The 22,735-nt window shown below is 56.3% G+C and carries 21 protein-coding genes and 1 pseudogene; 12 read left to right on the top strand and 10 right to left on the bottom strand.

The genetic code is table 11. From position 1 onward, the window contains the following. The 3 genes from GSP01_RS08315 to ahpC form a co-directional block, all read right to left on the bottom strand. On the bottom strand, window positions 1-295 hold a 295-nt coding region (locus GSP01_RS08315), incomplete at its 3' end, for a LysE family translocator (RefSeq protein ID WP_167495502.1). 39 nt (window positions 296-334) lie between these two features. Beyond that, a complete protein-coding gene (gene ahpF / locus GSP01_RS08310; RefSeq protein WP_141352583.1) occupies window positions 335-1,906 on the bottom strand; it encodes an alkyl hydroperoxide reductase subunit F in 1,572 nt (523 codons plus the stop codon). A gap of 122 nt (window positions 1,907-2,028) precedes the next feature. Beyond that, the gene (gene ahpC, locus GSP01_RS08305; protein WP_141352581.1) at window positions 2,029-2,592 is read right to left on the bottom strand and encodes an alkyl hydroperoxide reductase subunit C; all 564 of its coding nucleotides are present in this window, start codon (window positions 2,590-2,592) and stop codon (window positions 2,029-2,031) included. 246 nt (window positions 2,593-2,838) lie between these two features. On the opposite strand from ahpC, the gene GSP01_RS08300 reads away from it, so the two are divergent. Next, window positions 2,839-3,768 carry a hydrogen peroxide-inducible genes activator gene (locus tag GSP01_RS08300; protein ID WP_141352579.1) on the top strand — a complete coding sequence of 310 codons (930 nt, stop codon included), beginning with the start codon at window positions 2,839-2,841 and terminating at the stop codon, window positions 3,766-3,768. Between the two features lie 262 nt (window positions 3,769-4,030). Here the strand turns inward: GSP01_RS08300 and GSP01_RS08290 are convergent, their stop codons facing one another. Continuing rightward, window positions 4,031-4,948: a LysR family transcriptional regulator gene (locus GSP01_RS08290; protein WP_141352577.1), complete on the bottom strand. Its 918-nt coding sequence runs from the start codon at window positions 4,946-4,948 to the stop codon at window positions 4,031-4,033. A gap of 91 nt (window positions 4,949-5,039) precedes the next feature. Here GSP01_RS08290 and GSP01_RS08285 point away from each other — a divergent pair, with 91 nt between their 5' ends. From GSP01_RS08285 to GSP01_RS08265, 5 genes and pseudogenes are all read left to right on the top strand, one after another. Further along, on the top strand, window positions 5,040-5,753 hold the full coding sequence (locus GSP01_RS08285; RefSeq protein ID WP_141352575.1) for a type 1 glutamine amidotransferase domain-containing protein: 714 nt from the start codon (window positions 5,040-5,042) through the stop codon (window positions 5,751-5,753). Next, a complete protein-coding gene (locus GSP01_RS08280) occupies window positions 5,750-6,763 on the top strand; it encodes a zinc-binding dehydrogenase (protein ID WP_141352573.1) in 1,014 nt (337 codons plus the stop codon). Before GSP01_RS08285 ends, GSP01_RS08280 begins: the two co-directional genes overlap by 4 nt. 1 nt (window position 6,764) lies before the next feature. Beyond that, the gene (locus tag GSP01_RS08275) at window positions 6,765-7,874 is read left to right on the top strand and encodes an NADH:flavin oxidoreductase/NADH oxidase (RefSeq protein WP_141352571.1); all 1,110 of its coding nucleotides are present in this window, start codon (window positions 6,765-6,767) and stop codon (window positions 7,872-7,874) included. A gap of 112 nt (window positions 7,875-7,986) precedes the next feature. Further along, entirely contained in the window at window positions 7,987-8,523 is a 537-nt protein-coding gene (locus tag GSP01_RS08270) for an SRPBCC family protein (RefSeq protein ID WP_141352569.1), read from the top strand. Next, a pseudogene (locus GSP01_RS08265) lies at window positions 8,520-9,288 on the top strand (IS5/IS1182 family transposase). Before GSP01_RS08270 ends, GSP01_RS08265 begins: the two are co-directional and overlap by 4 nt. Before the next feature lie 132 nt (window positions 9,289-9,420). On the opposite strand, the gene GSP01_RS08260 reads toward GSP01_RS08265, so the two are convergent. Next, on the bottom strand, window positions 9,421-11,886 hold the full coding sequence (locus GSP01_RS08260; protein ID WP_141352567.1) for a TonB-dependent receptor plug domain-containing protein: 2,466 nt from the start codon (window positions 11,884-11,886) through the stop codon (window positions 9,421-9,423). 234 nt (window positions 11,887-12,120) lie between these two features. On the opposite strand from GSP01_RS08260, the gene GSP01_RS08255 reads away from it, so the two are divergent. Next, window positions 12,121-13,059, top strand: coding sequence for a LysR substrate-binding domain-containing protein (locus tag GSP01_RS08255; protein WP_062029076.1), 939 nt, complete (start codon window positions 12,121-12,123; stop codon window positions 13,057-13,059). Here the strand turns inward: GSP01_RS08255 and GSP01_RS08250 are convergent. Then, window positions 13,052-14,527, bottom strand: a complete 1,476-nt coding sequence (locus GSP01_RS08250; protein ID WP_141352565.1) for an aspartate ammonia-lyase — start codon at window positions 14,525-14,527, stop codon at window positions 13,052-13,054. The genes GSP01_RS08255 and GSP01_RS08250 overlap by 8 nt on opposite strands. A 175-nt stretch (window positions 14,528-14,702) precedes the next feature. Here GSP01_RS08250 and GSP01_RS08245 point away from each other — a divergent pair, with 175 nt between their 5' ends. Next, window positions 14,703-15,905, top strand: a complete 1,203-nt coding sequence (locus tag GSP01_RS08245) for a pyridoxal phosphate-dependent aminotransferase (protein WP_141352563.1) — start codon at window positions 14,703-14,705, stop codon at window positions 15,903-15,905. Between the two features lie 61 nt (window positions 15,906-15,966). On the opposite strand, the gene GSP01_RS08240 is transcribed toward GSP01_RS08245, so the two are convergent. From GSP01_RS08240 to GSP01_RS08225, 4 genes are read right to left on the bottom strand one after another with little or no spacing between them, the layout of a single operon-like run. Further along, window positions 15,967-16,410, bottom strand: coding sequence for a hypothetical protein (locus GSP01_RS08240; protein WP_141352561.1), 444 nt, complete (start codon window positions 16,408-16,410; stop codon window positions 15,967-15,969). Then, complete coding sequence (accC, locus tag GSP01_RS08235) at window positions 16,407-17,774, bottom strand: acetyl-CoA carboxylase biotin carboxylase subunit (protein WP_141352559.1); 1,368 nt, start codon at window positions 17,772-17,774, stop codon at window positions 16,407-16,409. The genes GSP01_RS08240 and accC overlap by 4 nt, the downstream gene beginning before the upstream one ends. Continuing rightward, entirely contained in the window at window positions 17,771-18,199 is a 429-nt protein-coding gene (locus GSP01_RS08230; RefSeq protein ID WP_141352557.1) for an acetyl-CoA carboxylase biotin carboxyl carrier protein, read from the bottom strand. The genes accC and GSP01_RS08230 overlap by 4 nt, the downstream gene beginning before the upstream one ends. A gap of 5 nt (window positions 18,200-18,204) precedes the next feature. Beyond that, a complete protein-coding gene (locus GSP01_RS08225; RefSeq protein WP_141352555.1) occupies window positions 18,205-18,960 on the bottom strand; it encodes an SDR family oxidoreductase in 756 nt (251 codons plus the stop codon). 375 nt (window positions 18,961-19,335) lie between these two features. Here GSP01_RS08225 and pxpB point away from each other — a divergent pair, with 375 nt between their 5' ends. From pxpB to GSP01_RS08205, 4 genes are all read left to right on the top strand, one after another. Then, complete coding sequence (gene pxpB, locus GSP01_RS08220) at window positions 19,336-19,968, top strand: 5-oxoprolinase subunit PxpB (protein ID WP_141352593.1); 633 nt, start codon at window positions 19,336-19,338, stop codon at window positions 19,966-19,968. Continuing rightward, on the top strand, window positions 19,965-20,969 hold the full coding sequence (locus GSP01_RS08215) for a 5-oxoprolinase subunit C family protein (protein ID WP_141352553.1): 1,005 nt from the start codon (window positions 19,965-19,967) through the stop codon (window positions 20,967-20,969). Before pxpB ends, GSP01_RS08215 begins: the two co-directional genes overlap by 4 nt. Beyond that, a complete protein-coding gene (locus tag GSP01_RS08210; protein ID WP_141352551.1) occupies window positions 20,966-21,742 on the top strand; it encodes a LamB/YcsF family protein in 777 nt (258 codons plus the stop codon). The genes GSP01_RS08215 and GSP01_RS08210 overlap by 4 nt, the downstream gene beginning before the upstream one ends. Window positions 21,743-21,804: 62 nt before the next feature. Then, the gene (locus GSP01_RS08205) at window positions 21,805-22,722 is read left to right on the top strand and encodes a DMT family transporter (RefSeq protein ID WP_141352549.1); all 918 of its coding nucleotides are present in this window, start codon (window positions 21,805-21,807) and stop codon (window positions 22,720-22,722) included. Window positions 22,723-22,735 lie beyond the last annotated feature (13 nt).

The raw sequence follows: 22,735 nt of genomic DNA, 5'->3' as shown, positions 1-22,735 counted from the left end.
CCGGGGGGGGGGGCAGAATCAGCCCGATCCCAAGCCAAGCCAGATACAGCGCACCAGCCCATTTGACGACCGTAAACGCCGTTTCTGACGCCGCAAGCAGGGCCGCCAGGCCAAATGCTGCAGCAAGCCCCCAGATCCCCAGTCCAAGGCAGATCCCCACAACCGCCGCCAGACCGGCCTTCCAGCCAGAGGTCGTAGCGGTTCGCAGCGTCATGGCCGTATCAAGGCCCGGCGTAATCGTGAAAACGCCAGCCGCAGCCGCAAAAGTGAGAAGAGGGATCAGGTAAGGATGCATGATCAAAATCTACCCTGAAAATACCCAATCCCCTTTTCCTTATCCGGCTTTTGCAGCCACAGGCAGACGGATCAGGTAATCAAATGCGGACAGGGACGCCTTGGCTCCCTCACCCATGGCAATGACGATCTGCTTGTACGGCACCGTCGTCACATCTCCTGCCGCAAACACGCCGGGGACGGAGGTCGCACAATGATCGTTGATGACGATCTCGCCATACGTGCTGAGTTTCAGCGCGCCCTTCAGCCATTCGGAGTTGGGCAGCAGACCGATCTGGACGAACACGCCATCCGTCTTGATCTGATGCAGCTCACCATCGCCGTCGCTATAAGTCAGGCCGGTGACTTCCTTGCCGTCACCCTCGATCTTCGTGGTCAGGGCATTCGTCAGGACCGTGACATTCGACAGGCTCAGCAGCTTGTCCTGCAACACCTTGTCGGCTTTCAGATGCGCGCCGCGCTGCAAGAGCGTGACATGCGAGACAATGCCCGCAAGGTCAATTGCCGCTTCCACACCGCTATTGCCACCGCCAGCCACCACAACCGGGCGTCCCTTGTAGAACGGACCATCGCAATGCGGGCAGTAGGCAACGCCCTTCGTGCGATACTCGTCCTCGCCCGGAACCCCCAGATGCCGCCAACGCGCACCCGTCGCAATAATAACCGTTTTTGAACGCAGCGTGGCACCACTTTCCAGAACGATCTGGTGCAAACCACCGACTTCCTCAGCCGGGATCAGCTTCGCTGCAAGCTGGGATGCAATGATCTGCACGTCATACTGACGCACATGGGCTTCAAGCGCTGCCGAGAGTTTCGGCCCTTCCGTTTCCTGCACGGAAATGAAGTTCTCGATCCCGGCCGTATCCATGACCTGACCGCCAAACCGCTCCGCCACAAGACCCGTGCGCAGACCCTTACGGGCGGAATAAATCGCCGCCGCATCGCCCGCAGGCCCCGCACCAAGCACCAGCACATCAAACGGCGCCATATCGTTTAGCTTTTCCGCCGAACGCGCGACCGAAGTCGTATCCAGTTTGGCGAGAACATCCGCCACTTCCATCCGGCCCGACGCAAAAGGTTCACCATTCAGATAGACCTGCGGGACCGAGCGAATGCCGAGGCGTTCCACCTCATCCTGAAAATCCGCGCCATCAATAGCGGTGTGATGGATCTTCGGATTCAGCACACTCATGGCATTGAGCGCCTGCACTACGTCCGGGCAGTTCTGGCAGGACTGCGAGAAATACGTCTCGAAATGGAACTCCCCGTCCAATGCGCGGATCTGCTCGACCACATCCGCCTCAATTTTCGGCGGATGGCCGCTGACCTGAAGCAACGCCAGAACCAGAGACGTGAACTCATGCCCCATCGGCAGACCAGCAAAGCAGACCTGAATATCCGTATCGGGGCGACGGATGACGAAGGACGGCGTGCGGGAACCCTGCCCTTTGTCCGAAAACGTCACCTTGGGGGACAGGCTTGCAATGTCTTCCAGCAAGCCGCGTACTTCTGCCGAACGAACATCCGCGCCAAGGGTCGCCTCAAGCACGACCGCATCACGCAGGTACTCCATATAGGCGCGCATCTGGGTTTTCAGGTCGTCCTGAAGCATCTTTTTTCTCCGGATTAAGGGACTGAATATTTGGAACCGGAAGACTGTCCGGCGCAGCCGCCCCTAATGAGGCGAAAGCGGGTGGAGCCCGAAAGCCCCACCCTGATCAGATCCGGGAAGGATCAGATCTTGCCGACAAGATCGAGGGACGGCTTCAGCGTTTCGCCGCCTTCCTTCCACTTGGCCGGGCAGACTTCGCCCGGATGGCTTGCGACATACTGTGCAGCCTGGATCTTCTCCAGCAGTTCGGTCGCGCTGCGGCCGACGCCACCAGCAGTGATTTCGATGTACTGGATCTTGCCTTCCGGATCGATCAGGAACGTGCCGCGATCGGCCATGCCAGCTTCTTCGATCAGCACATCAAAGTTGCGTGCAATCGCGCCCGTCGGGTCGCCCAGCATCGTGTACTTGATCTTGCCGATGGCCGGGGACGTGTCGTGCCAAGCCTTGTGCGTGAAATGCTTGTCCGTGGAAACGGAGAAGATTTCCACGCCCAGCTTGTCGAAAGCGGCCTGGTTGTCGGCGAGGTCTTCGAGTTCCGTCGGGCAGACGAACGTGAAGTCGGCCGGATAGAAGAAGAAAACGGACCACTTGCCGCGAACGTCGGAGTCCGTGACCGTGAGGAACTCACCGTTGCGGAAAGCATCGGTAGAGAAGGGCTTCAGCGGGGAGTTGATGCGTACCATCAGACTGTCTCCTGACCTTGGGTTGGTGTTGTGTTGCGGACTCTGTGTCACACAGAAAGAGAGGGACAGGAAACAGTTCCTGTCAATATGACTGATCGCTAAAACCGAACTTATGAGATGAAGATATCAAGACTCCCGATCATGATATGAACCCGGCCCGCAGGAAACCGCCTCTTCCGACGATATTTTTCTTTAACAGGCAGAACCGCACTTCCCCATTGGGATATTCGGTCATATCTATGGGACATGAGCTACGTTCCCCTTTCCGGCCTTTCCCTGCGCGATATCGAATATGTGGTTGCGGTCGATGATCTGCGCAACTTCTCCCGCGCTGCAGAACGCTGCGGCGTCAGCCAGGCTGGACTATCCGAACAGGTCCGTAAACTCGAACAGCTTCTGGACGTCACTCTTTTCGAGCGTTCCCGGCGCCATGTCGCCCCGACGCCCGATGGTGAACGGCTCCTCGCGCTCGGCCGCGAGGTTCTGGCAGCAGCCCGCAACCTGCTCGAAGTCGCCCGCGCCCATACCGGGCCAATGGAAGGCCCCCTGCGTCTCGGTGTCATCCCCACACTCGGCCCTTATTACATCCCCGGCCTTCTGCCCCGCCTGCGGGAACATTATCCGTCCCTCAGCCTGCGCCTGCGCGAGAACATGACGGACACGCTTGTCCACGCCCTACGCAACAGCGAACTAGATGTGGCCCTCATGGCGCTGCCCGCACCGTCGGACGCGCTGGAATGTGCGCCCCTTTTCGAAGAGTCCTTCCTCGCCGTTTTCCCGAGCACACACGAACTGGCGCACAAACCGAAACTGTCCCTGAGCCAACTAGGCCGTCCGGACCTGCTTCTGCTTGAGGACGGGCACTGCCTACGCGATCAGGCCCTGTCCATCTGTCCGACAGTTCCCCGCCAGGGCGAGCAGCGTTTGGCCAGCAGCCTTGAAATGCTCTGGTACATGATCGGCGCTGGCGAGGGTTTTTCCCTTATCCCGCAGATCGCACTGCGCAATCGTGCGGATTTCGAAGATCTAATCACTGTCCGCACCCTGCCCGAGCCGGAAGCACGCCGCACGATCGGCCTGATCTGGCGCGCTTCTGATCCTCGTGCTCAGGTCTTCCGCGAGTTCGCAGCCTATCTGCGCAGCATCACTCCGGAACACTGCCACACCTGCAGTTGAGCAGGTGCCGCCAGGAACAGCCGGGCCCAGGATCCGTTTGAATAGTCCAAAGCCTTCTCCAGATCAGAGCAGAATACTTCAAAATCCACAGTCTGGGAAAACGCTTTTAGTCAATTTCCAATCCCACTCAATCGAGCAAGGCGCTCTTAAAAATCAAATAAACCGATCCGATTTATTATATATTCTTCCAATCAGCGCAGAAGAAATAGAATTATAGAGCAGCTTTCAAAACCAGAGTGTTCTTCAAACCGTCCAGGCCTCGTCAAATATGCTCTGAAACAAATATGGTGATTTCTGCTATTTTACTACGCAGCCACTGATAACGAGGGTCGCTCCCGGTACGGCAGTGCCAAGCAAGAATCTTGTCAAAGCCCGGCACGATCAGGGGAGAGGGTGGACTGAACAATGTCAGGTCCTTTCTCCCATGTAAAAGTCTACGTGGAGCCATCGTAATTAGGTCCGTCTTCAAAAGAAGATCAGGGAGTGCCAGAAAGTTTGGCACAGATAGGGCGACATGACGCCTACGTCCAAGCGTTTCTAGTTTCTTGTCTGTCGCGCCGCAGAATTGCCCGCCTTCATACGAGACAATGATGTGACCGGCCGCGCAATACTGATCCAGCGTCATGTGCATGCCCGCGGTCGGATGGTTCTTTCGCGCCGCACAGATATACTCTTCATGAAACAGCTTTGATGACAGCAGGTCGGGCGGGCAAGTCTCGGGTGTAATCAGCGCCATGTCGAGCTGACCTTTTTCCAACTGCTCCTGAAGCCGGGCATCATCAAGCGGATAAACCGCAAGTGTGATTCCAGGCGCCTCCTGTCGCAACCGAGCGATGAGCGGCAGTAGAATAACCTGAAGCGCATAATCGGTCGCGGCAATTGAAACGGTGAACGATGCCGCAACCGGATCGAAAGCGTCTGGCTGACAGAGTGTGCCAATCTCACACAGAATGCGTTTGAGCGGCGCGACAAGATCGAGCGCACGCGTTGTCGGCGTCATGCCGCGTTGTGTTCTGACCAGCAGCGGATCGCCAAAATTCTCCCTAAGACGCGTAAGCATGTTGCTGACCGCTGGCTGTGTCACGCCGAGCCGTTCCGCCGCCCGTGTCACACTGCCTTCCTCAAGCAGCATGTCGAGCGCGCGGAGCAGGTTGAGATCGAGGATCCTGATATCACCCATGTTTATGGGTCCCATATTCTGTGTCTATTGGATTTATTCTGAGGGCAATGCCATCCTGACGCAACTCATGATTCCTGCGAGGATAACTGCCATGCCTCACCCTGTGTTCAAGATACTGATGGTCGTGACCTCTCACGCGGCCCTGGGCGCTTCCGGTCATCAGACCGGCGTCTGGTTCGAGGAACTGACCACACCCTATTATATCTTTCGGGATGCGGGTGCGCAGGTCGATATCACATCGATTGAGGGCGGGAAAATCCCGGTCGATCCGCGCTCCGTTCAGCATAGCGACGAAGATCCCAAGAGCGTGCAGCGCTTTCTGAAAGATCGTCCTGCCATGAATGATCTGGAGCACTCACGCAAAATCACCAGTGTTTCCGTAGATGGGTATGACGCCGTTTTTATTCCCGGCGGCCACGGTGTGATGTGGGACATGCCCAACAGCACGCCGCTTCAGAGACTGATCCTGCGCGCCTGGTCGGACGGCAAGGTTGTTGCGTCCGTTTGTCACGGGCCGGCAAGCCTGACGGGAGTTCGTAACCCTGATGGAACCCCGTTCGTGAAAGGCAAGAAGATCAGCGCCTTTACGGACAGTGAGGAAGAAGCCGCCGGCCTGACAAAAACCGTTCCGTTCCTTCTGGAAACCAGACTGCGCGATGAGGGTGCGATTTATGAGAAGGGCGAGAACTTCAAGCCGTTCATGGTCCGCGACGGACGGCTCTTGACGGGACAAAACCCGCAATCTTCCGCGTTGGTTGCCCAGGAAGTACTGTCGGTCCTGACAAATGACGGGCACGCAAAATGACGGACCATACGGTTCCCGATCATTATCGGGCATGGTGCTGGGAACAGGGAACATCGCCTCTGGGTCTCGTGCTGAAGAGTGTTTCTCGCCCTGTGCTTCAGCCCGATGAAGTGCTGGTGCGCAATCATGTTGCCGGGCTGAACCCGGTTGACTGGAAAGCCCTCGGTGCGCGTCTGGCACCGTGGGGGCCGGGATGGGTCCCCGGTGTCGATGGCGCTGGCATCGTAGTGGCAGTCGGGCGGGATGTTGAATCCGAGTGTCTAGGACGGCGCGTGGCCTATCACCAGAGCCTGATGCGCCCTGGCAGTTTCGCCGAGTATACGCCCGTCCGTCTTCGCGCACTTATCGACCTGCCCCGAACACTGGATTTCGAAACGGCGGCCGGCGTGCCCTGCCCTGGTCTGACGGCGTGGCTGGCACTGGCCAAACTGCCGAGCAGGACAGGAGACACACTGCTGGTCGCGGGTGCAGGAGGTGGTGTGGGCAATTATCTGGTGCAGCTTGCCGTGGACCGGGGTTTTGCCGTGACGGCGATGTGCAATGAGCGGCACTGGACACGTCTACGGGCCATGGGCGTGCAGGATTGCGTTTCAGGGCCTCTGAAAACCAGCGAGGCACTACCCGACACACTGGAAAACCGTTTCTACGCAGTAATCGACTGTGTGGGCTCCGCGCATGCGGCGGCTCTCGTTCCGGCACTGAAGGCGAACGGGCATATCGTATGCATCCAGAACCGACTGACAGAATGGCCCGATCCCCCGTTCACCCGGTGTATTTCAATCCATGAAGTCGCTCTCGGCGCGCTGCATCAGTATGGCGACGATGCCGACTGGCGCGATCTCACAACGGCCGGACAGCGCATTCTGACCTGTCTGGCTGAGCAGACGCTTCGCCCTGAAGAGAGCGTCATTCGCGATTTCAGGGATATCCCGACATTTCTGAATGACCTCCAATATCGACAGTTTTCCGGCAAGGCGCTGGTCCGCGTCACACCCGTTGAGGAAGCATGACATGACGCCCGCTCTTTTTACCCCCTTCGCCCTGAAGAACGTACATCTGCGCAATCGCATCGTTGTTCCGCCCATGTGCCAGTATACCGCAGTTGACGGGTTCACAACCGATTGGCACGCAGCCCATTACGCGAGCCTTGCCCGCGGTGGTTCCAGTCTTGTTATCGTGGAAGCGACGGCCGTCTCTCCCGAAGGGCGGATCACACCCGGATGTGCAGGGTTATGGGATGACCGGCATATCGCGGGCATGGCGGCTGTTGCGCGTGAGATCAAGGCCGCTGGTGCCGTCGCAGGGATTCAGCTTGCTCATGCAGGCCGGAAGGCGAGCGCCAACCGACCGTGGGAGGGTGACGACCATATTGCCGAGGGCGACCCGCGCGGGTGGGAGACGATTTCGCCGTCCGCCATCGCTTATGGCGCGAACCTGCCTCAGGTGCCGCGGGAAATGACGCATGAGGACATCGCGCGGGTGCAGGCGGATTTTGTTGCCGCGACACGCCGCGCCGTGGAGGCCGGGTTCGAATGGCTGGAACTACATTTCGCACACGGCTATTTGGCGCAAAGCTTTTTCTCCGTGCATGCCAATCACCGCACCGACGAGTATGGCGGTGATCTAGCGGGGCGGAGTCGTTTTCTTCTGGAAACACTCCGTGCTGTCCGCAAGGTGTGGCCTGAAACTTTTCCCCTGACGGCCCGCTTCGGAGTCATTGAGTTCGACGGACGGGATGAGGAGACGCTTGAAGAAGCGATCACCCTGACCCGCCAGTTCAAGGCGGAGGGACTGGACATGCTCAATGTTAGCGTCGGTTTCTCAACGCCGGATGCACATATTCCGTGGGGTCCGGCATTTCTGGCGCCGATTGCCGAGCAGGTCCATCGTGAGACGGGCCTGCCCGTGGCATCGTCCTGGGGGATCGATACGCCGCTTCTAGCCAATGGGGTCGTGGAAAAGAAACAGATGGATTTGGTGATGGTGGGACGGGCACAGCTTGCTAATCCGCACTGGCCCTACGTGGCGGCGTTGAAGCTTGCTCTTGATCGGCCGTCCTGGGTTTTACCGCCGTCTTATGCGCACTGGCTGGAACGCTATCGACCGGCGGCGTCAGAATAGATTTATTTATAATATTTTCATGAGTTATGACCTTCATCATAATTCATGATTGGAATTTATATCTTGAGCGAATTATCAAACAGTTCTGCTTTCAGAAAAGGAGAAAATTCCAATGGCAAACGAAATCTTCTGGCCTCAAGCCTATATCCCAGGCTTTGCGGATAATTTCGCTTCGAATGAGATGATTGTGGCAGGCCTGACAACTGCTGAAATCTGGCCGTTGCTCAGTCATCCGACGAAATGGCCAACCTATTATGCCAATTCCGCCAATCCCCGCTTTTATGATGATAGAGGCCCTGAACTGGCGCAGGGAGTGCGGTTTTATTTTGAGACATTCGGCTTTCCGGTTGAAGCTGAAGTCACGGAATATGTTGCCCCGGCTTCGGGCCAGCCAGGCCGGGTGGCATGGCATGGATGGGCTGGCGAGAAAGGCTCGGCTGAGAGGCTTGATGTTCACCATGCCTGGCTGATTGAAGATCTGCCGGAAGGACGCGTCAGAATTCTTACGCAGGAAACCCAAAATGGGGAACCGGCCAAGACATTGGCAACGACGCGTCCGAATCCGATGATTAATGGCCATCAGGAATGGCTCGACGGATTGGTGTTAGCAGCTCGAAGTTCAACGGTAACGCAATTATCCAAACCATGAATATTGTTTTTTTCGGAACAATCTTTGAAGAGCGGCTTGCTCGGCTGAGCGGGCCGGGTGATCAGCTCGAAGCGTTTTCCCGGACTGTGGATTTTGAAGTGTTCTACTCTGGCCTATTCAACTGGGAATAAAGGCGGGCGACCGCCATTTGATCCGGTGCTGATGTTCAGGACCCTGGATGTCACACTGATGGCTGCTCCAAAGCAGTGCAAAACGAACGCAGAGAAAGCGGATCTCCGGGCAGGACGTATTCCCGCAGACTGGCAGGGCAAGTCGGCAAAGCTATCCCACAAGGATCGTCATGCGCGTTGGACACTGAAGTTCGCCAAAGCGGAGCAGCAGGATGATGGAAGCATGCCATCCCGTTCTTTGACTACAAGTCGCACATCTCCATCGACCGGCAGTTCCGTTTCATCCGGAAGTGGAAGACAAAAGCTGTCGCCGCCTGTGATGGCGCGCTGTTGGGAAAGGGACTTCTGGATAAAACCAATGAAGGCTTTATGGAGAAAAAGGGCTTTGTCTCAAAGGTTCACAGGAAAAAGCCGCATCTCAAGCCCATACCCCAGCATATCCAGCGGTCCAATACCGGGAAAGTCGGTCATCCGCTCGCGTGTCGAGCATGTCTTTGCCGATCAGAAATCACAGACAGGTCTGCTCGTCCGAACGGTAAGCATAACGCAGGCCCCATGAGGATCGGGCTGGCCAATATCGTCTATAAATATGCACCGCTTCCTTTTCCTCCACAGGTTGAACGCGCGCACGTAGCAATCCAGCGGAGGGCGGGACTTGATCTGCTAAAAACGTAGATCAAGTCCCGCCCCAAAAGCATGACTAATTATCGCTCATATCGGAAGATATTCTGTGACAATCACTCAGACTGCTTTTTGAATTAGAATTTCAGAAATCGATCGAAGTTTTCACATAATACATGCCGCCGTTAAATCCATAAGGCGAATATGAAGCGTATTTTGTGAGTCCCTGCTGCGTATGCGAGATAGAAGAAGAAACACGTGTCGGGTATTTATTTCCGACATTGTTAGCTCCCACTCCAATACTCCAACGGGGCAGAATTTTATAATCCACTTCCAGGTTAGTCAGTAGTGCCGGGTTCTGCATGAACGGTACGCTGCCTGGCCCCGTCGGAGCCGCCATGTAGATGATCGAACCGTAACGCATCTCCTGTACGAATGCGGACCATTTACCATAGGTCCAGTTCACGCTGATCTGCTCGCGGTTTTTCGGAGCTGCGTGCAGGACGACTTCCTTGGTATATTCGTTGACGAAGCTGTCCTTCGCGGAACGAATTTCAGTATCCGAGAAATTGATTCCCATCGCAAACCGGAACTGCCCCAGACGCTGGGTGTGCAGCGTATAATCTGCACTAAAATCGCCACCGAATGTCTGGGTATTATAAAGATTTGCGTAATAAGAAAGCGATGTCGCGCTCTCAAGATTATTCTGCGCCAGCAGGTTCATGAGGACGGAATCGTCTTGATTAACGCTATAGGTTTTCGTGCTTCCCAGACGGGAATTGATGGCAATGTAATAAAGATTCCCGGTGACATGAAAATTATCCACCGGCGTAGCATCGAGACCAATGCTGTAACTCCGGGAATACTCACCCTTCATCGTACCGGAACCGAGATATTTGGCGATGGTGCTGTTTGCGGGAACCTGATCCACCGTGTAGCCGGGGTAAGGCGCGGAATAGAAATAGGACATCTCACCCAACGTCGGCGGACGATATCCGGTATTGACGTTGGCGCGAACAGCCCAGCGTTTATTGAAGTTGTACCGTGTTCCAACCGAACCCGTTTCAACAGTGGCGAGATTGTTGTAGCTCGCAACGCGGCCACCCAGTGTCCACTCCCATTTTTTAGTGACGTAGAAGTCCAGATTCGCAAAGCCCTCGTAAACGTCACGATTCTGGTTGGTAACGGCCATCGGCACGTTCCCCGGATGGTCCGTGGCTCCCAGTCCTTCCCAAGATACCGTCTCGCCTTCGGTCATCTGGAACGTATCATGCCGGTATTCCGCGCCAAATTTCAGATCAACAGGCCGGGGCAGGAAACCTGTCTGGAACGATCGGGAGCCACGAATGCCACTCGTCAGCTCTGTTGCGATGGACGCTCCATCATAAAAAGACGTCTGTGTGCTGTCGGGAATGGAAACATTTTCTGAATCCTTGGTCCCGTATTTCTGCGCATCACGCCCAAACGTGACGTAGGCGTCCCAAGCAAATCCAAACTTGTGAGTCCGGATGCCATTATCCGTCTCAAAGTCATACTGGTCCATCGTAATATAGGGCTGGTTGCCGTTGGGATAAAAGTTGGTATTGATCCAGGTATCCGTATCGGCCGCACTACGATATGTTTCGGCGACATTGGCACGACGGTGGGAGAATGTTGAGGTGCTGTAGGCACTGAAGCCGTTCCCAAGCGGTAGAGACATATTCTCGCTTAATGTCTCCAGCGTTGACTTTGGAAGACCAAGTCCTCGCTGAACATCGCGATTGGCCGTCTCATTTCGGGAATCGCTGAAGAGAGTGCCATAGAAATCGCCACCACGCGTTGTGGGAAGCTGATGAGTAACCTGCGCGGCAAGATCAAGGTATCCGCCATTATTGCCCAGAGCCATGCCATAATTGGCTGATCCGTCGAGACCCTGTCCATCGCCAGCATAATAACCATTGTTCTTGAAATTAATGCTGCCGCCATGGGTGTCCCGTTTGAGGACAATATTGACCGCGCCTGCAATGGCATCCTGTCCGTAAAGCGCAGATGCCCCTTCGGTAATTACCTCAATATGATCAATGGCAGAGACCGGGATCAATGAAATATCGCTCGGTTCACTGCCCCAATTCGTTCCGGCGTTCGAGTTGAAGTTGGCGCCGATATGACGGCGATGCCCGTTGACAAGAATTAGCGTGTCATCCGGAGACTGACCACGAAGCTGCATCGTCTGAACGAATGAACTCGCTCCACCGCCTGGAAGCGCGGCCGTCGTGATGGCCGGATTGGCCTGCGCCAGTGCGGAGAGCACGTTCGTCTGGCCTGTCTTGAGCAGTTCAGCTCCAGTCACTACAGTGACCTGCGTCGTGCTGTGACGCGCTGTAACCGGCGAGAAAACCGAGTTCGTCTGCCGTCCACCGACCTGAATACTCTCCGTTGATATCGCCTGAAGCGACGTCGGAGCACGATGAACCGAAGGCTTGCTCAGGGCGGGAGAAGCCCCCGCTTTTTTTTGAGCAACGACCCTATGATGTTTCACTGGAGCCGTTGCCGCAAGAACCCTGTCCGGCATGAACGCGCCCAGTGCAGCTCCTGCGACCAGACAGAGTTTCCAATTTGACCCAATCAACATTGCATCCCTCTCAAGTCGCCGGAATTCCAATACGAAGTATGATTTTATGGTACGGATGCGTTATGTTTTGGCGTCATAGGGATTATTTATATTCCAACCCCGCAATGAGAATTTCCGGAATTCTTCTGCTGCTACCTTGGGCGAGTTCAATCGCATTCCGATGGGTTCATTGACCATTTTCCCCAATCGGCAGAGTATTGGATTCACAGTTCGTCACATCAGGAGATTGGCCCGTTGGATATCAGGCGTTTGCAGGCCTTCGTGAAGATCATTGATCTTGGCAGCATTTCCCGCGCCGCCGATCTGCTGAACATCGCCCAGCCCGCGCTCAGCCAGCAACTGGCAGCCCTTGAAAGCGCGTTCCGCCAGAAACTGGTGATCCGGAGTAAAAGTGGCGTCACGCCTACGATTGCCGGTTCCGTCCTGTACCGTCACGTCCAGATCCTGAGCAAACAGTTCGACCGGGCCATGGTCGAAATCACCCAGGGGGCTGGTCCCCTTGTCGGCAAGGTTTCGGTCGGCCTGTCTCCATACAGCGCAGGCTCGACGCTATCCGTGGAGCTTCTGCGCCGTATCCGGGAGGAACTTCCGGGCATCGTCCTGCATCTGACCGAAAGTTTTGACGACATTTACAGCGAACTCGTCATGACCGGACGTCTGGACATGGCCGTCATACATGGTTCGGGGCCCATGAAAGGTGTCAGCTTCACGCCTCTGATGAAGGAGGAATTCTTCCTGCTTGCTCCGGAGGCGCTTGCCATTCCTCACGACGGCGAAAACACGGTTCAGCTCGCAGATATCACGGAGATTCCCCTTCTCGTACCGCCCAAGCACAACTTTGTCCGCAAGGCGATCGACATGGCATTCATGCGCAAAGGACTGGAGCCGAACATCGTCGCGGAAATCGAAGCTCTGACAACGCTTCAGGGAGCCATTCAGGAAGGGATCGGGAGCACCATCCTTCCCTGGTCAGTCGCGAGCAGAATTGCCGTTGAAGGCCAGTCGCGCATATACGCCCTGCGCAACCCGGTCATCAGCGAGAATGTTTCCCTCTGCATTCCCGAGCTGGTTCCTGAAACGGAGGCATCCGTGGCCGTCCGGGAGCGGCTCATCGAGCTGGCCAGGGCCATGGCATCATCACGCAACTGGCCGGGGACGCAGGCATCTACCTGAAAGCCGCTTCAACCTGTCCGACATTGGGCCGCGTCAGGAATTCCGGGCGAAGCAGACCTGCGAGTACGTCCTGAGACACCAGTTTTTCCTGAAGGACAAGCTCCGGAACGCTCCGGTTTTCAGCCAGAGCCCGGCGGGCAATCCGGGAACAGGTATCGTAGCCGAGAAGCGGAACCAGCGCGGTGACGATACCGATATTCCGTTCAAACAGAAACCGGCACTGCTCGGCGTCCGCGGCAATTCCGGAGACGCATTTTGTGGTCAGAAGCCTAATAGCTGCCGTGAGCGTCTTCAGGGACGAAAAAAGACAGTATCCGATCATCGGCTCGAAAGGATTGAGCTGAAACTGTCCCCCATCAGCACACATGCTCAGCGTGACATCATAACCTGCAACGAGATAGGCCACCTGATTGACGGCTTCCGGGATGACCGGATTGACTTTGCCTGGCATGATCGAAGACCCTGCCTGCACGGACGGCAGGGTAATCTCTCCAATGCCCGCCCGCGGGCCGCTCGACAGCAGGCGCAGATCGCTTGAAATCTTGGACAATTTGAACGCCAGCCGCTTGAGTACGCCTGAGAACAGGACGAAAGCTCCGACATCCGAAGTCGCTTCAATCTTGTCGGCAGCACCTGTTACGGCCAGACCGCTCAATTTCCCAAGCTCCCGGATAACGGCGTCCGCGTAACGTGGATCAGTATTCAGGCCCGTCCCAATCGCCGTTCCGCCAAGATTGACCGTCAGAAAAGCTTCGGACTGGCTGCGTATGTGATGGAGTTCCGTTTCCATTGCATGCTGGAATGCTCTGAACTCCTGTCCAAGCGTCATGGGTACCGCATCGCGCAACTGCGTGCGGCCGACTTTCAGAATGTCCGAGAATTCATCAGCTTTCTTTTCGAAAGCCCGAGCCAGTTCTTCCAAGGCCTCAAGTAGAGGCGCAGTTGCTGTTAGAAGCCCCAAGCGTAATGCGGTTGGGTAAACATCATTTGTGGACTGCGCCATGTTTACATGATCGTTTGGATGCAGAATCTGGTAATCACCGGGCTTTTGCCCCGCCAGTTCCAGCGCGATATTGGCGATAACTTCGTTGACGTTCATGTTGGTAGAGGTCCCTGCCCCACCCTGCATAACGTCCACAATAAAATGGTTACGATAATCATCACGGATCAACAGGGCCTGGCAGGCCGCCTCGATTAAACCGGCCCGCTCTTCATCCAGATAGCCGAGTGCCCTGTTCGTCCGCGCAGCAGCCTGCTTGACCGTCACAAATGCCCGGATGAAATCGGAAAATGCTCCGACAGGCTCCCCGCTGATAGGAAAATTATCCACCGCGCGACTGGTATGGATCCCCCACAGAGCATTCTTCGGGATACAAGCCTCTCCCAACAGGTCTTTCTCGACCCTGAAGCCATCCAGTGGCGGCATCATGTCTGCTGCAACGTCGGACCGGGATGCGGATGTCGTCATTTCGGGTATCCAGAGCTGTGATGGACCCTGAGCCTATTATTGCGTTTTCGATTCAACCCCATATGATTGTGATATAGGGTCAGACAATTTTCGGCAGTATCTCGACACCTTCGAAACGATTTACGATGCCTTCATTCGCGCATGCGCTATCCTTGATGCGGCAATGGAGACATCAATGCCCGGTTTTGCTGATCGACTGAACGGAATTGGAGTCTCGGCCTCTGCCGCCATGACCGACAAGGCCCGCGAACTCAAGGCAGAAGGCCTCAAAATTGTGAGCCTCTCTTCCGGCGAACCCGATTTCCCGACCCCCGACCACGTCGTGGAGGCTGCCATCGCGGCCGCACGTGGTGGTGATACCAAATATCCGCCGCAGGATGGAAAACCTGCGCTCAAAAAAGCCATTCAGGCGAAGTTTCTGCGCGAAAACCATCTCGACTACGCCCTTGACGAAATTCTGGTCGCCAATGGCGCCAAACAGATCATTTTCGACGCCCTGATGGCCACCTGTAACACAGGCGATGAGGTTATTCTCGCCGCTCCATACTGGATCAGCTATTCGGACATTGCGCGTCTGTGTGGCGCCAAACCTGTGCAGATCGACTGCCCGGCCGAAGACAATTTCCGCCTGTCTGCCAAAGCGCTGGATGCCTCAATTACACCCAACACCAAATGGCTTCTGCTGAACTTCCCCAACAATCCGACCGGCGCATGTTGCCCTCGTGAGGATATGGAAGAAATCGCGGCCGTCCTGCTGAAGCATCCTCATGTCTGGATCATGACGGATGATATTTACGAACATCTGCTCTATGACGGGTTCGACTTCTGCACCATTGCAGAAGTCGAACCCCGCCTGAAAGACCGTGTTCTGACAGTCAATGGCGTCTCCAAGGCCTATGCTATGACCGGCTGGCGCGTTGGCTATTGTGGCGGTCCACGGAGCCTGATTGCCGCCATGAACAACATGCAGGGACAGTCCACCAGCGGTATCAACACCATCGCGCAGGCCGCCGCCATTGCCGCCCTCGAAGGTCCGCAGGATTTTCTCAAAGAGCGTGTTGCCGAATACCAGTCCCGCCGCGATCTGGTTGTCGGTCTGCTAACTGCCATTCCGGGCGTCACGTGCCACACGCCGCAGGGCGCATTTTACGTCTACCCTGAAATCAGCGCCTGCCTGGGAAAGACCACACCCAAGGGACGTCATATCGCCACGGATGCCGATTTCGTCATGGCTCTGCTGGAAGAGCAGCAGGTCGCATCCGTTCAGGGGGGAGCTTACGGCATGAGTCCGTTCTTCCGTATTTCCTATGCAACCGACCGGGAAACCCTGAAGGAAGGCTGCCGACGTATCGCGGATTTTGTGAGCTCTTTAAGCTGAAAGGATGGCGGGGAAGCAGCTGAAGCCTCCCCGCTCCTTCAAAGCCGGACAGGTATCGTGGTTATCGGCCTGTCGATTCAACCTGCACAACCGGAGCTCCATACCCCGTCAGCGCACCGTCCTTCCCGGCAACGTCCACGATCGTCCCTGCTACTGGAACCAGAACCGGGATCTGCAAGGCTCCGATCCGCATCTTTGCCACCACATCTCCCGGCTGCACCAAGGTTCCGACTGTCGCCAGTTCCGTCAGGACCAGAGTGCCGAAATATGGCGCACTGACTGCAATACGGCTCGAGAGAGCCTCGACAGGCGGAACATTTTCTGCAACCTGCACATCCGATTTCACGACAGAGGACGTTACACGCATAAAACAGCGTGCACCCTTGCCATCGGAAAGCTCGATTGTCTCCAGCCCGGCCTTGATCAGAAAATCCGCAATCCGTGCAAGATCCTCTGCAGACGGAATGCCTTCAAACTCCGGAACCTGATTTTCTGCGGCGTTCATGATGGCGACCTCTCTGCAAGCCAGCGTTCGAGATGGTGAATATCGACGCCTCCCTCCTGAAACTGCGGATCGGCCAGAAGCGCTTGATGAAGAGCAATATTGGTAGAAATGCCCTCAACCCGTATTTCGGCCAGCGCCACGCGCATTCGGGCAATCGCCTGTTCGCGCGTTGCGCCATGGCTGATGATTTTCCCGATCAGAGAGTCATAGTAAGGCTGCACGGTATAGTTACTGACCACATGCGTATCCACGCGAATGCCTGGACCACCAGGCAGGTCCCACCGTGTCACCGTTCCCGGAGACGGCATGAACGTTGCCGCATCTTCCGCATTCAGACGACATTCAATCGCATGACCCTGCATCAAGATATCGTTCTGGCGCAGGCCAAGTGTTTCACCCTGTGCAATCCGAATCTGCTGGGCCACGATATCAATGCCGGTCGTTTCTTCCGTAATGGGATGCTCGACCTGCACGCGTGTGTTCATCTCGATGAACGCGAAGATCCCGTCTTCATACAGGAATTCGAAGGTCCCTGCCCCGCGATAGGCAATCTGTCGGCAGGCCTGAACACAGCGCTCTCCGATCTCGGCGATGGTTTCGGGCGGGATACCAGGTGCCGGGGCTTCTTCCAGAACCTTCTGATGACGCCGCTGCAAGGAGCAGTCCCGCGCGCCAAGCCAGAGTGCCGTTCCATGCGTATCACACAGGACCTGGATTTCGACATGGCGCGGCTTCTGCATGTATTTTTCAAGATACAGCGTTGGGTTACCGAAGGCCTGCTGGGCCTCCTTGGCCGTCAGTGCTACGGCGTTCTCCAGATCGTCCCCACCATGCACGACACGCATGCCACGCCCCCCACCGCCGCCGGAGGCCTTTACGATCACGGGAAAACCGACTTCGAGCGCAATAGCCCGAACTTCTTCCGCAGAAGCCGGAAGTGGTCCGTCCGAACCCGGCACGCAGGGCACCCCTGCCTCCCGCATGGCCCGCTTGGCGGTAATCTTGTCCCCCATCATACGGATGGAGTCTCCGGTCGGGCCGATGAATGTCAGCCCCGCGGCTTCAACCGCATCGGCAAAATCCGCATTTTCCGAAAGGAACCCATATCCCGGATGGATAGCTCCTGCTCCCGTCACTTTCGCAGCCAGAAGCAGGCCGTCCCTGTCGAGGTAGCTTTTCGATGCAGCCGCAGGGCCGATGCATAGAGACACATCCGCTTCACGGACATGCCGGCTGTCCGCATCGGCCTCCGAATAGACCGCCACTGTTTCCAGCCCAAGCTGACGACAGGCGCGCTGGATGCGCAGAGCAATTTCCCCACGATTGGCAATCAGAACTCTTTTGAAACGCTGCATTTTATTCATACCAGACGGAACAGAGGCGTTCCCATATCGACTTCAGTGCCACCCGCCACCAGAACTGCCTCAATCGTTCCTGCAATACCCGCACGGACTGGATTGAAAACCTTCATGGCCTCCAGCAATCCAACCTGCTGCCCTGCTTCCACTTTCTGTCCGACAACAACGTAAGACGAGGCATCCGGTGAAGGCGCAAGGTGGAAGACACCATAAGACGGTGCGGTAATGGTCGCCTGCGCATCTGAGGCAGGTGTCATCACGGAGGATTGAGGTACGACTGGTGTCGCTTCTGCTGGCTTTGCCGCAACAGCCCTCTGTCCGTTCTGCGCTTTCGCAAGGCGGACCCTGCGGCCATTTTCCTCAATCTCAAGCTCCGCAATCGGAGCCTGAGCCATGAGATCGATCAGGCGTCTGATCTGTGAGAGATCCACTGATATCAGCCCGGAGCAGAGGTTTTCTTTGCAAAATTCAGCCCACCCACGACCTGCATCGTCGGCAGCACTTCCATGAAGCTGACATTCATGCGTTGCGGCGCCAGAACCGCAAAGGCCACGGAGTTAGCAATGTCTTCAGGCAGCAGGGAATCATACTCATCGAAGAAACGCTTTTTCGCCTCGGCCATATCACCAATCAGGCGGCCGAAAACCTCGGTCTCCACACGGGCGGGCGAGACTTCCGTCACCCGGATCTGACGGCCGAACAAATCGCACCGCAACTGCTGGGATAGTGAGTGCACGCCGGCCTTTGTGGTATGATAAACCGTGTTGCCGCCTGCAAAGGCGTAGTGACCGGCAATCGAACTGATATTCACGATATGCCCGCGGTTGCGCTCAATCATTCCCGGCACCACCAGACGCGTCAGTTGCAGAACCGCACGCAGATTCACGTCCACAAGCGCATCAATATCGTCAGGCGTCGTGTTGGTGATGTTTCCTGTCCGGGACTGGCCCGCATTGTTGACCAGAACATCGACTTCCAGACCAGCGATGAGCGCCTCGAGCCCGGCCTGATCCGATACGCTGACGGCATGGGGGATACATCCCGTATCGCTTGCCAGGGCTTCAAGACGCTTTGCGTCACGGGCCAGGGCATGAACTTCAATGCCGCCTTCGCTCAACCGCCGGACAATGGCCGCGCCAATGCCTGAAGAAGCACCTGTGACGAGGGCTGTGCGGTAAGGAGTATTACTCATGCGAAGAAAACCCATTGCTGAAATAAGAGAAAGACTGCCATCAGCTTGACCCGCAAGACGGAGCATCAGACCGGAATATCAGCCTGACGCTAATGGAGTTACTGTGCAAACACCAAGAGTCGTTCGTTCTTGCCCCATAACATTATCCGATGGAACTCGTACTCCATCACTCAACCATAAGATTATCCGATGACCTCAAACGCCGAATTCCTCTGGTCATCATTCCCATGCCAGTCATATCGTTTCGATGCCGCCTCAAAACGGCTTTTGAGAGAATGAGACGGATCCGTCACAGCCCAGGAACTGCATGTTTTGACCGCAGACACGCTTCTCACATCTGATCGGCATCACGCCAGCAGCGCGCCAGTTATCAGCATGATGGGCACGCGCGCCATACTGTTCGAAGCACCCGGCGCCTTTACCATGGAGCAACAGCAGCGGATCTGGGCACTCATTGAGCATGCCGAAAAGCGTCCTGACATTCAGGAACTCGTCCCCGGCGTCACCAACCTACTTCTGATCTTCACCCACGCCCCGGAAGATCCGGAACAGATTACTGACTGGCTCCACAACGCCTGGGAGAGCCTTCCGCCCCGCCAGATCACCGGACGTCTCTTTGAAGTGAATGTTCGCTATGGTGGCTCGCTAGGCGAAGATCTGGCAGCAGTCTCCGCTCATACTGGACTGCCTCCCGAAGAGGTTATCCGGTTGCATCATGAAGGCGAATATACCGTATGCGCGGTCGGAAGCGCACCCGGGTTCGGGTACCTCCATGGCCTGAATCCGCGTATCGCAACGCCGCGAAAATCCGTTCCCTCACTCAACATGCCTGCAGGAACCGTGACGATCGGGGGGATGCAGGCAGGGATTTCCGCACTGACCGGCCCCAATGGCTGGAATTCGATCGGTTATACCGACATCTGTCTTTTCGACCCGTATCGCAGCTCTCCTTCTCTGTTTGCCTTAGGCGATCGCATCCGTTTTTGCCCGGAGAGCATTGAGCTGTGATCACTATCCTCGAAACCGCGCCGCTCAACACCATTCAAGATCAGGGACGTCCGGGCTATCGTAATCTTGGGGTTGGAAGCTCAGGCGTCATGGACTCGCTTGCCCTGGAAATTGGCAATATTCTTCTGGGAAACGCGCCGGAAGCGGCCTGTATCGAGCTTCAAACCTATCCTTTCGTAATCCGGTTCGACACCCCAACCAGCTTCGCCATCACGGGAATTGAAGCGACTCTGACACTGGACGACAGGCCTGTTCTTACGTGGTCCGTGGAAACCGCGGCTCCAGGACAGGTGCTACGGGTGGGTATCCCCAAAACGGGTGCTCGGGCATATATCTGTGTGGAAGGCGGCATTGACGTTCCTGTGGTGCTGGGTTCACGCAGCACCCAGCTTCGAGGCGGTTTCGGCGGAATGGATGGGCGCTTTCTCGAGGCCGGTGATGAGCTTGCCACGAAACCTGCGTCCGCTTCGCTCTCGGGTTATGGCGCGGTTCCACCAGCGCGCGTTCTTGAAAATCAGTCTGGCGACGGGAAAACCGTTCTGCTGCGCGCAGTGCCCGGAGCGGATTACGCGCGTTTTACACCTGAGTCCCGGGAGCGTTTCTGGGATCAGGGCTGGCGCATCACGCCCCAGAGCAATCGCGTAGGATATCGCCTAAGCGGCACCCCACTTACCCTGCTCGAACGGATCGAGCTGCGATCATACGGCATTATTCCGGGCATCGTACAGGTTCCTCCAGCAGGTGAGCCTATCGTCCAGCTCGCCGATGCGAATACCGCTGGGGGTTACCCTCGCATTGCAACCGTGATCGAGGCCGATCTGTGGCGTCTGTCCCAGGCGCGGATTGGAACATCTATCCGCTTTGTCGAATGCAGCCATAAGACAGGCATCGCGGCCCAGCAGCCAATCGACAGTTACCTTGATGATCTTCGCCTGATGGTCGCCCATTACCGCGCCTCCTGTCAGTCACGAAACGGTACAAACTCCCGAGGCACAGCATGAAGATCGACCTAAATTCCGACATGGGCGAAGGCTTTGGCCGCTGGCGTATCGCTGACGATGATGGGCTGATGGACGTTATTTCGTCTGCCAATATCGCCTGTGGCTTTCATGCCGGTGACTACGCCATCATGAACCGCACGGTTCAGCGCGCAAAAGCAAAAGGTGTCGGAATTGGTGCACATCCAGGATTACCGGATCTGATCGGGTTCGGCCGCCGTTCCATGTCTATTTCGGATGCAGATATGGAGGCCATGATGGTTTACCAGATCGGCGCGCTTCAGGCCGTGGCCGCCTTGCACGGACATCGAGTCACGCATGTCAGCTATCACGCTGCCTTCGGAAGCATGGCCAATGCCGATACTGGTCTGGCGTTGAGGCTTGCCCGCGCCATCGCCGCGCTGGATCGTGAACTGACAGTGTTCTGCATGCCCGGACAACTGACGGAACGTGCAGCGGAGACGGCAGGACTTCGTGTTCAGACACTGTTTCTTGCAGACCGGGCCTATACAAGTCTTGGAACGCTTGTTCCGCGCGACCAGCCGGGCGCCGTCATCCACGATCTGACTGCCATCAGAGCGCGGGTCAGGCAGTTTCTTGAAGACGGGTCTGTTATGACCTCTGTGGGATCAAGGCTTCAGGTCAAGGCACAGTCCATTCTGGTGCATAGCGATACGCCGGGATCACTGGAACTGGCAAAAGCCATCCGCTCAGAAATTGAAGCGACCGGGGCAGTCCTGACACCGGCGTTCCGACTTCGCGATTGCCAATCATAATGCCTCTGACCAGTCCTTCAGACACTGCTGCGTCAGTATCGTGCATCAAGGTATGAGTTAAAATGAAGCATGATCTGAAACGCGGCGCCCTGCTTCTAGCATCGGCCACGTTTTTTATTGCGGCGCTCAATGCTCTTCAAAAGCTCACAGGAACGCGGCTTCCAGCTCTTGAAATTATCTTTTTCCGCAATCTCTTTTCTCTGCCTTTTGTACTTCTGATCGCCTTCAGAACAGGTATGGTCCTCAGAACGCATCACTTTTCTGGTCACCTGACCCGATCTGTTGTCGGACTGATCAGCATGATCATGATCGTCATCACCGTGACACGGTTGCCGCTGGCAGAACAGCAGGTCCTTTCCTACACACAGCCCCTGTTTCTTGTGCTTCTCTCAATCCCGTTGCTAGGCGAACGGCCCTCCCTTCAGCGCTGGATTGCAGTTCTGATCGGGTTTTCAGGTGTCGTGATTGTTGCTCTTGGAAAAGGGCTTCTAAATACGAACGCTACATCAGTGTCCACCATCATCTATCTGCTGGCGCTGGCACAAGGAGCGGTCGGTGCGCTGACGACCATGCAGATCCGCCAGCTTTCGGCCACCGAGGCCAGTACAACGATTTCGTTATGGCAGGCCATTCTCATGACGCTCATGACGGCTGCGCCCCTCCCTTTCATCTGGGTCACACCGGGATGGCAGGATGGTTTGTGCCTGGTGGTCGTGGGCGCTTTTGCCGGAATTGCACAGGTTCTTCAGACTGAGGCTTTTGCTTCGGCGCAGGTCTCTGCCATTGGTCCATTCGCCTATACGGGTCTGCTCTGGGCTGCACTGATCGGTTGGCTCGGCTTTGGCGAAATTCCCAGCTCCGCCATGGCTGCCGGAGCAGTTCTGATCATCGGGTCAGGCGTCTGGATGCTGCGCCATGACCGGGCAACGAAAGCCAGATCGACAGTCGCGGCAACAGTTGAAGCTGCCGAGGGCTCTTGAGCTTTCCTCGTCT

It is taken from the genome of Gluconobacter sphaericus NBRC 12467 (assembly GCF_006539125.1).
GTDB lineage: Bacteria > Pseudomonadota > Alphaproteobacteria > Acetobacterales > Acetobacteraceae > Gluconobacter > Gluconobacter sphaericus.
Note: the sequence above shows the minus strand (reverse complement) of the source record. Positions and strands in the feature narration are given on the sequence as shown.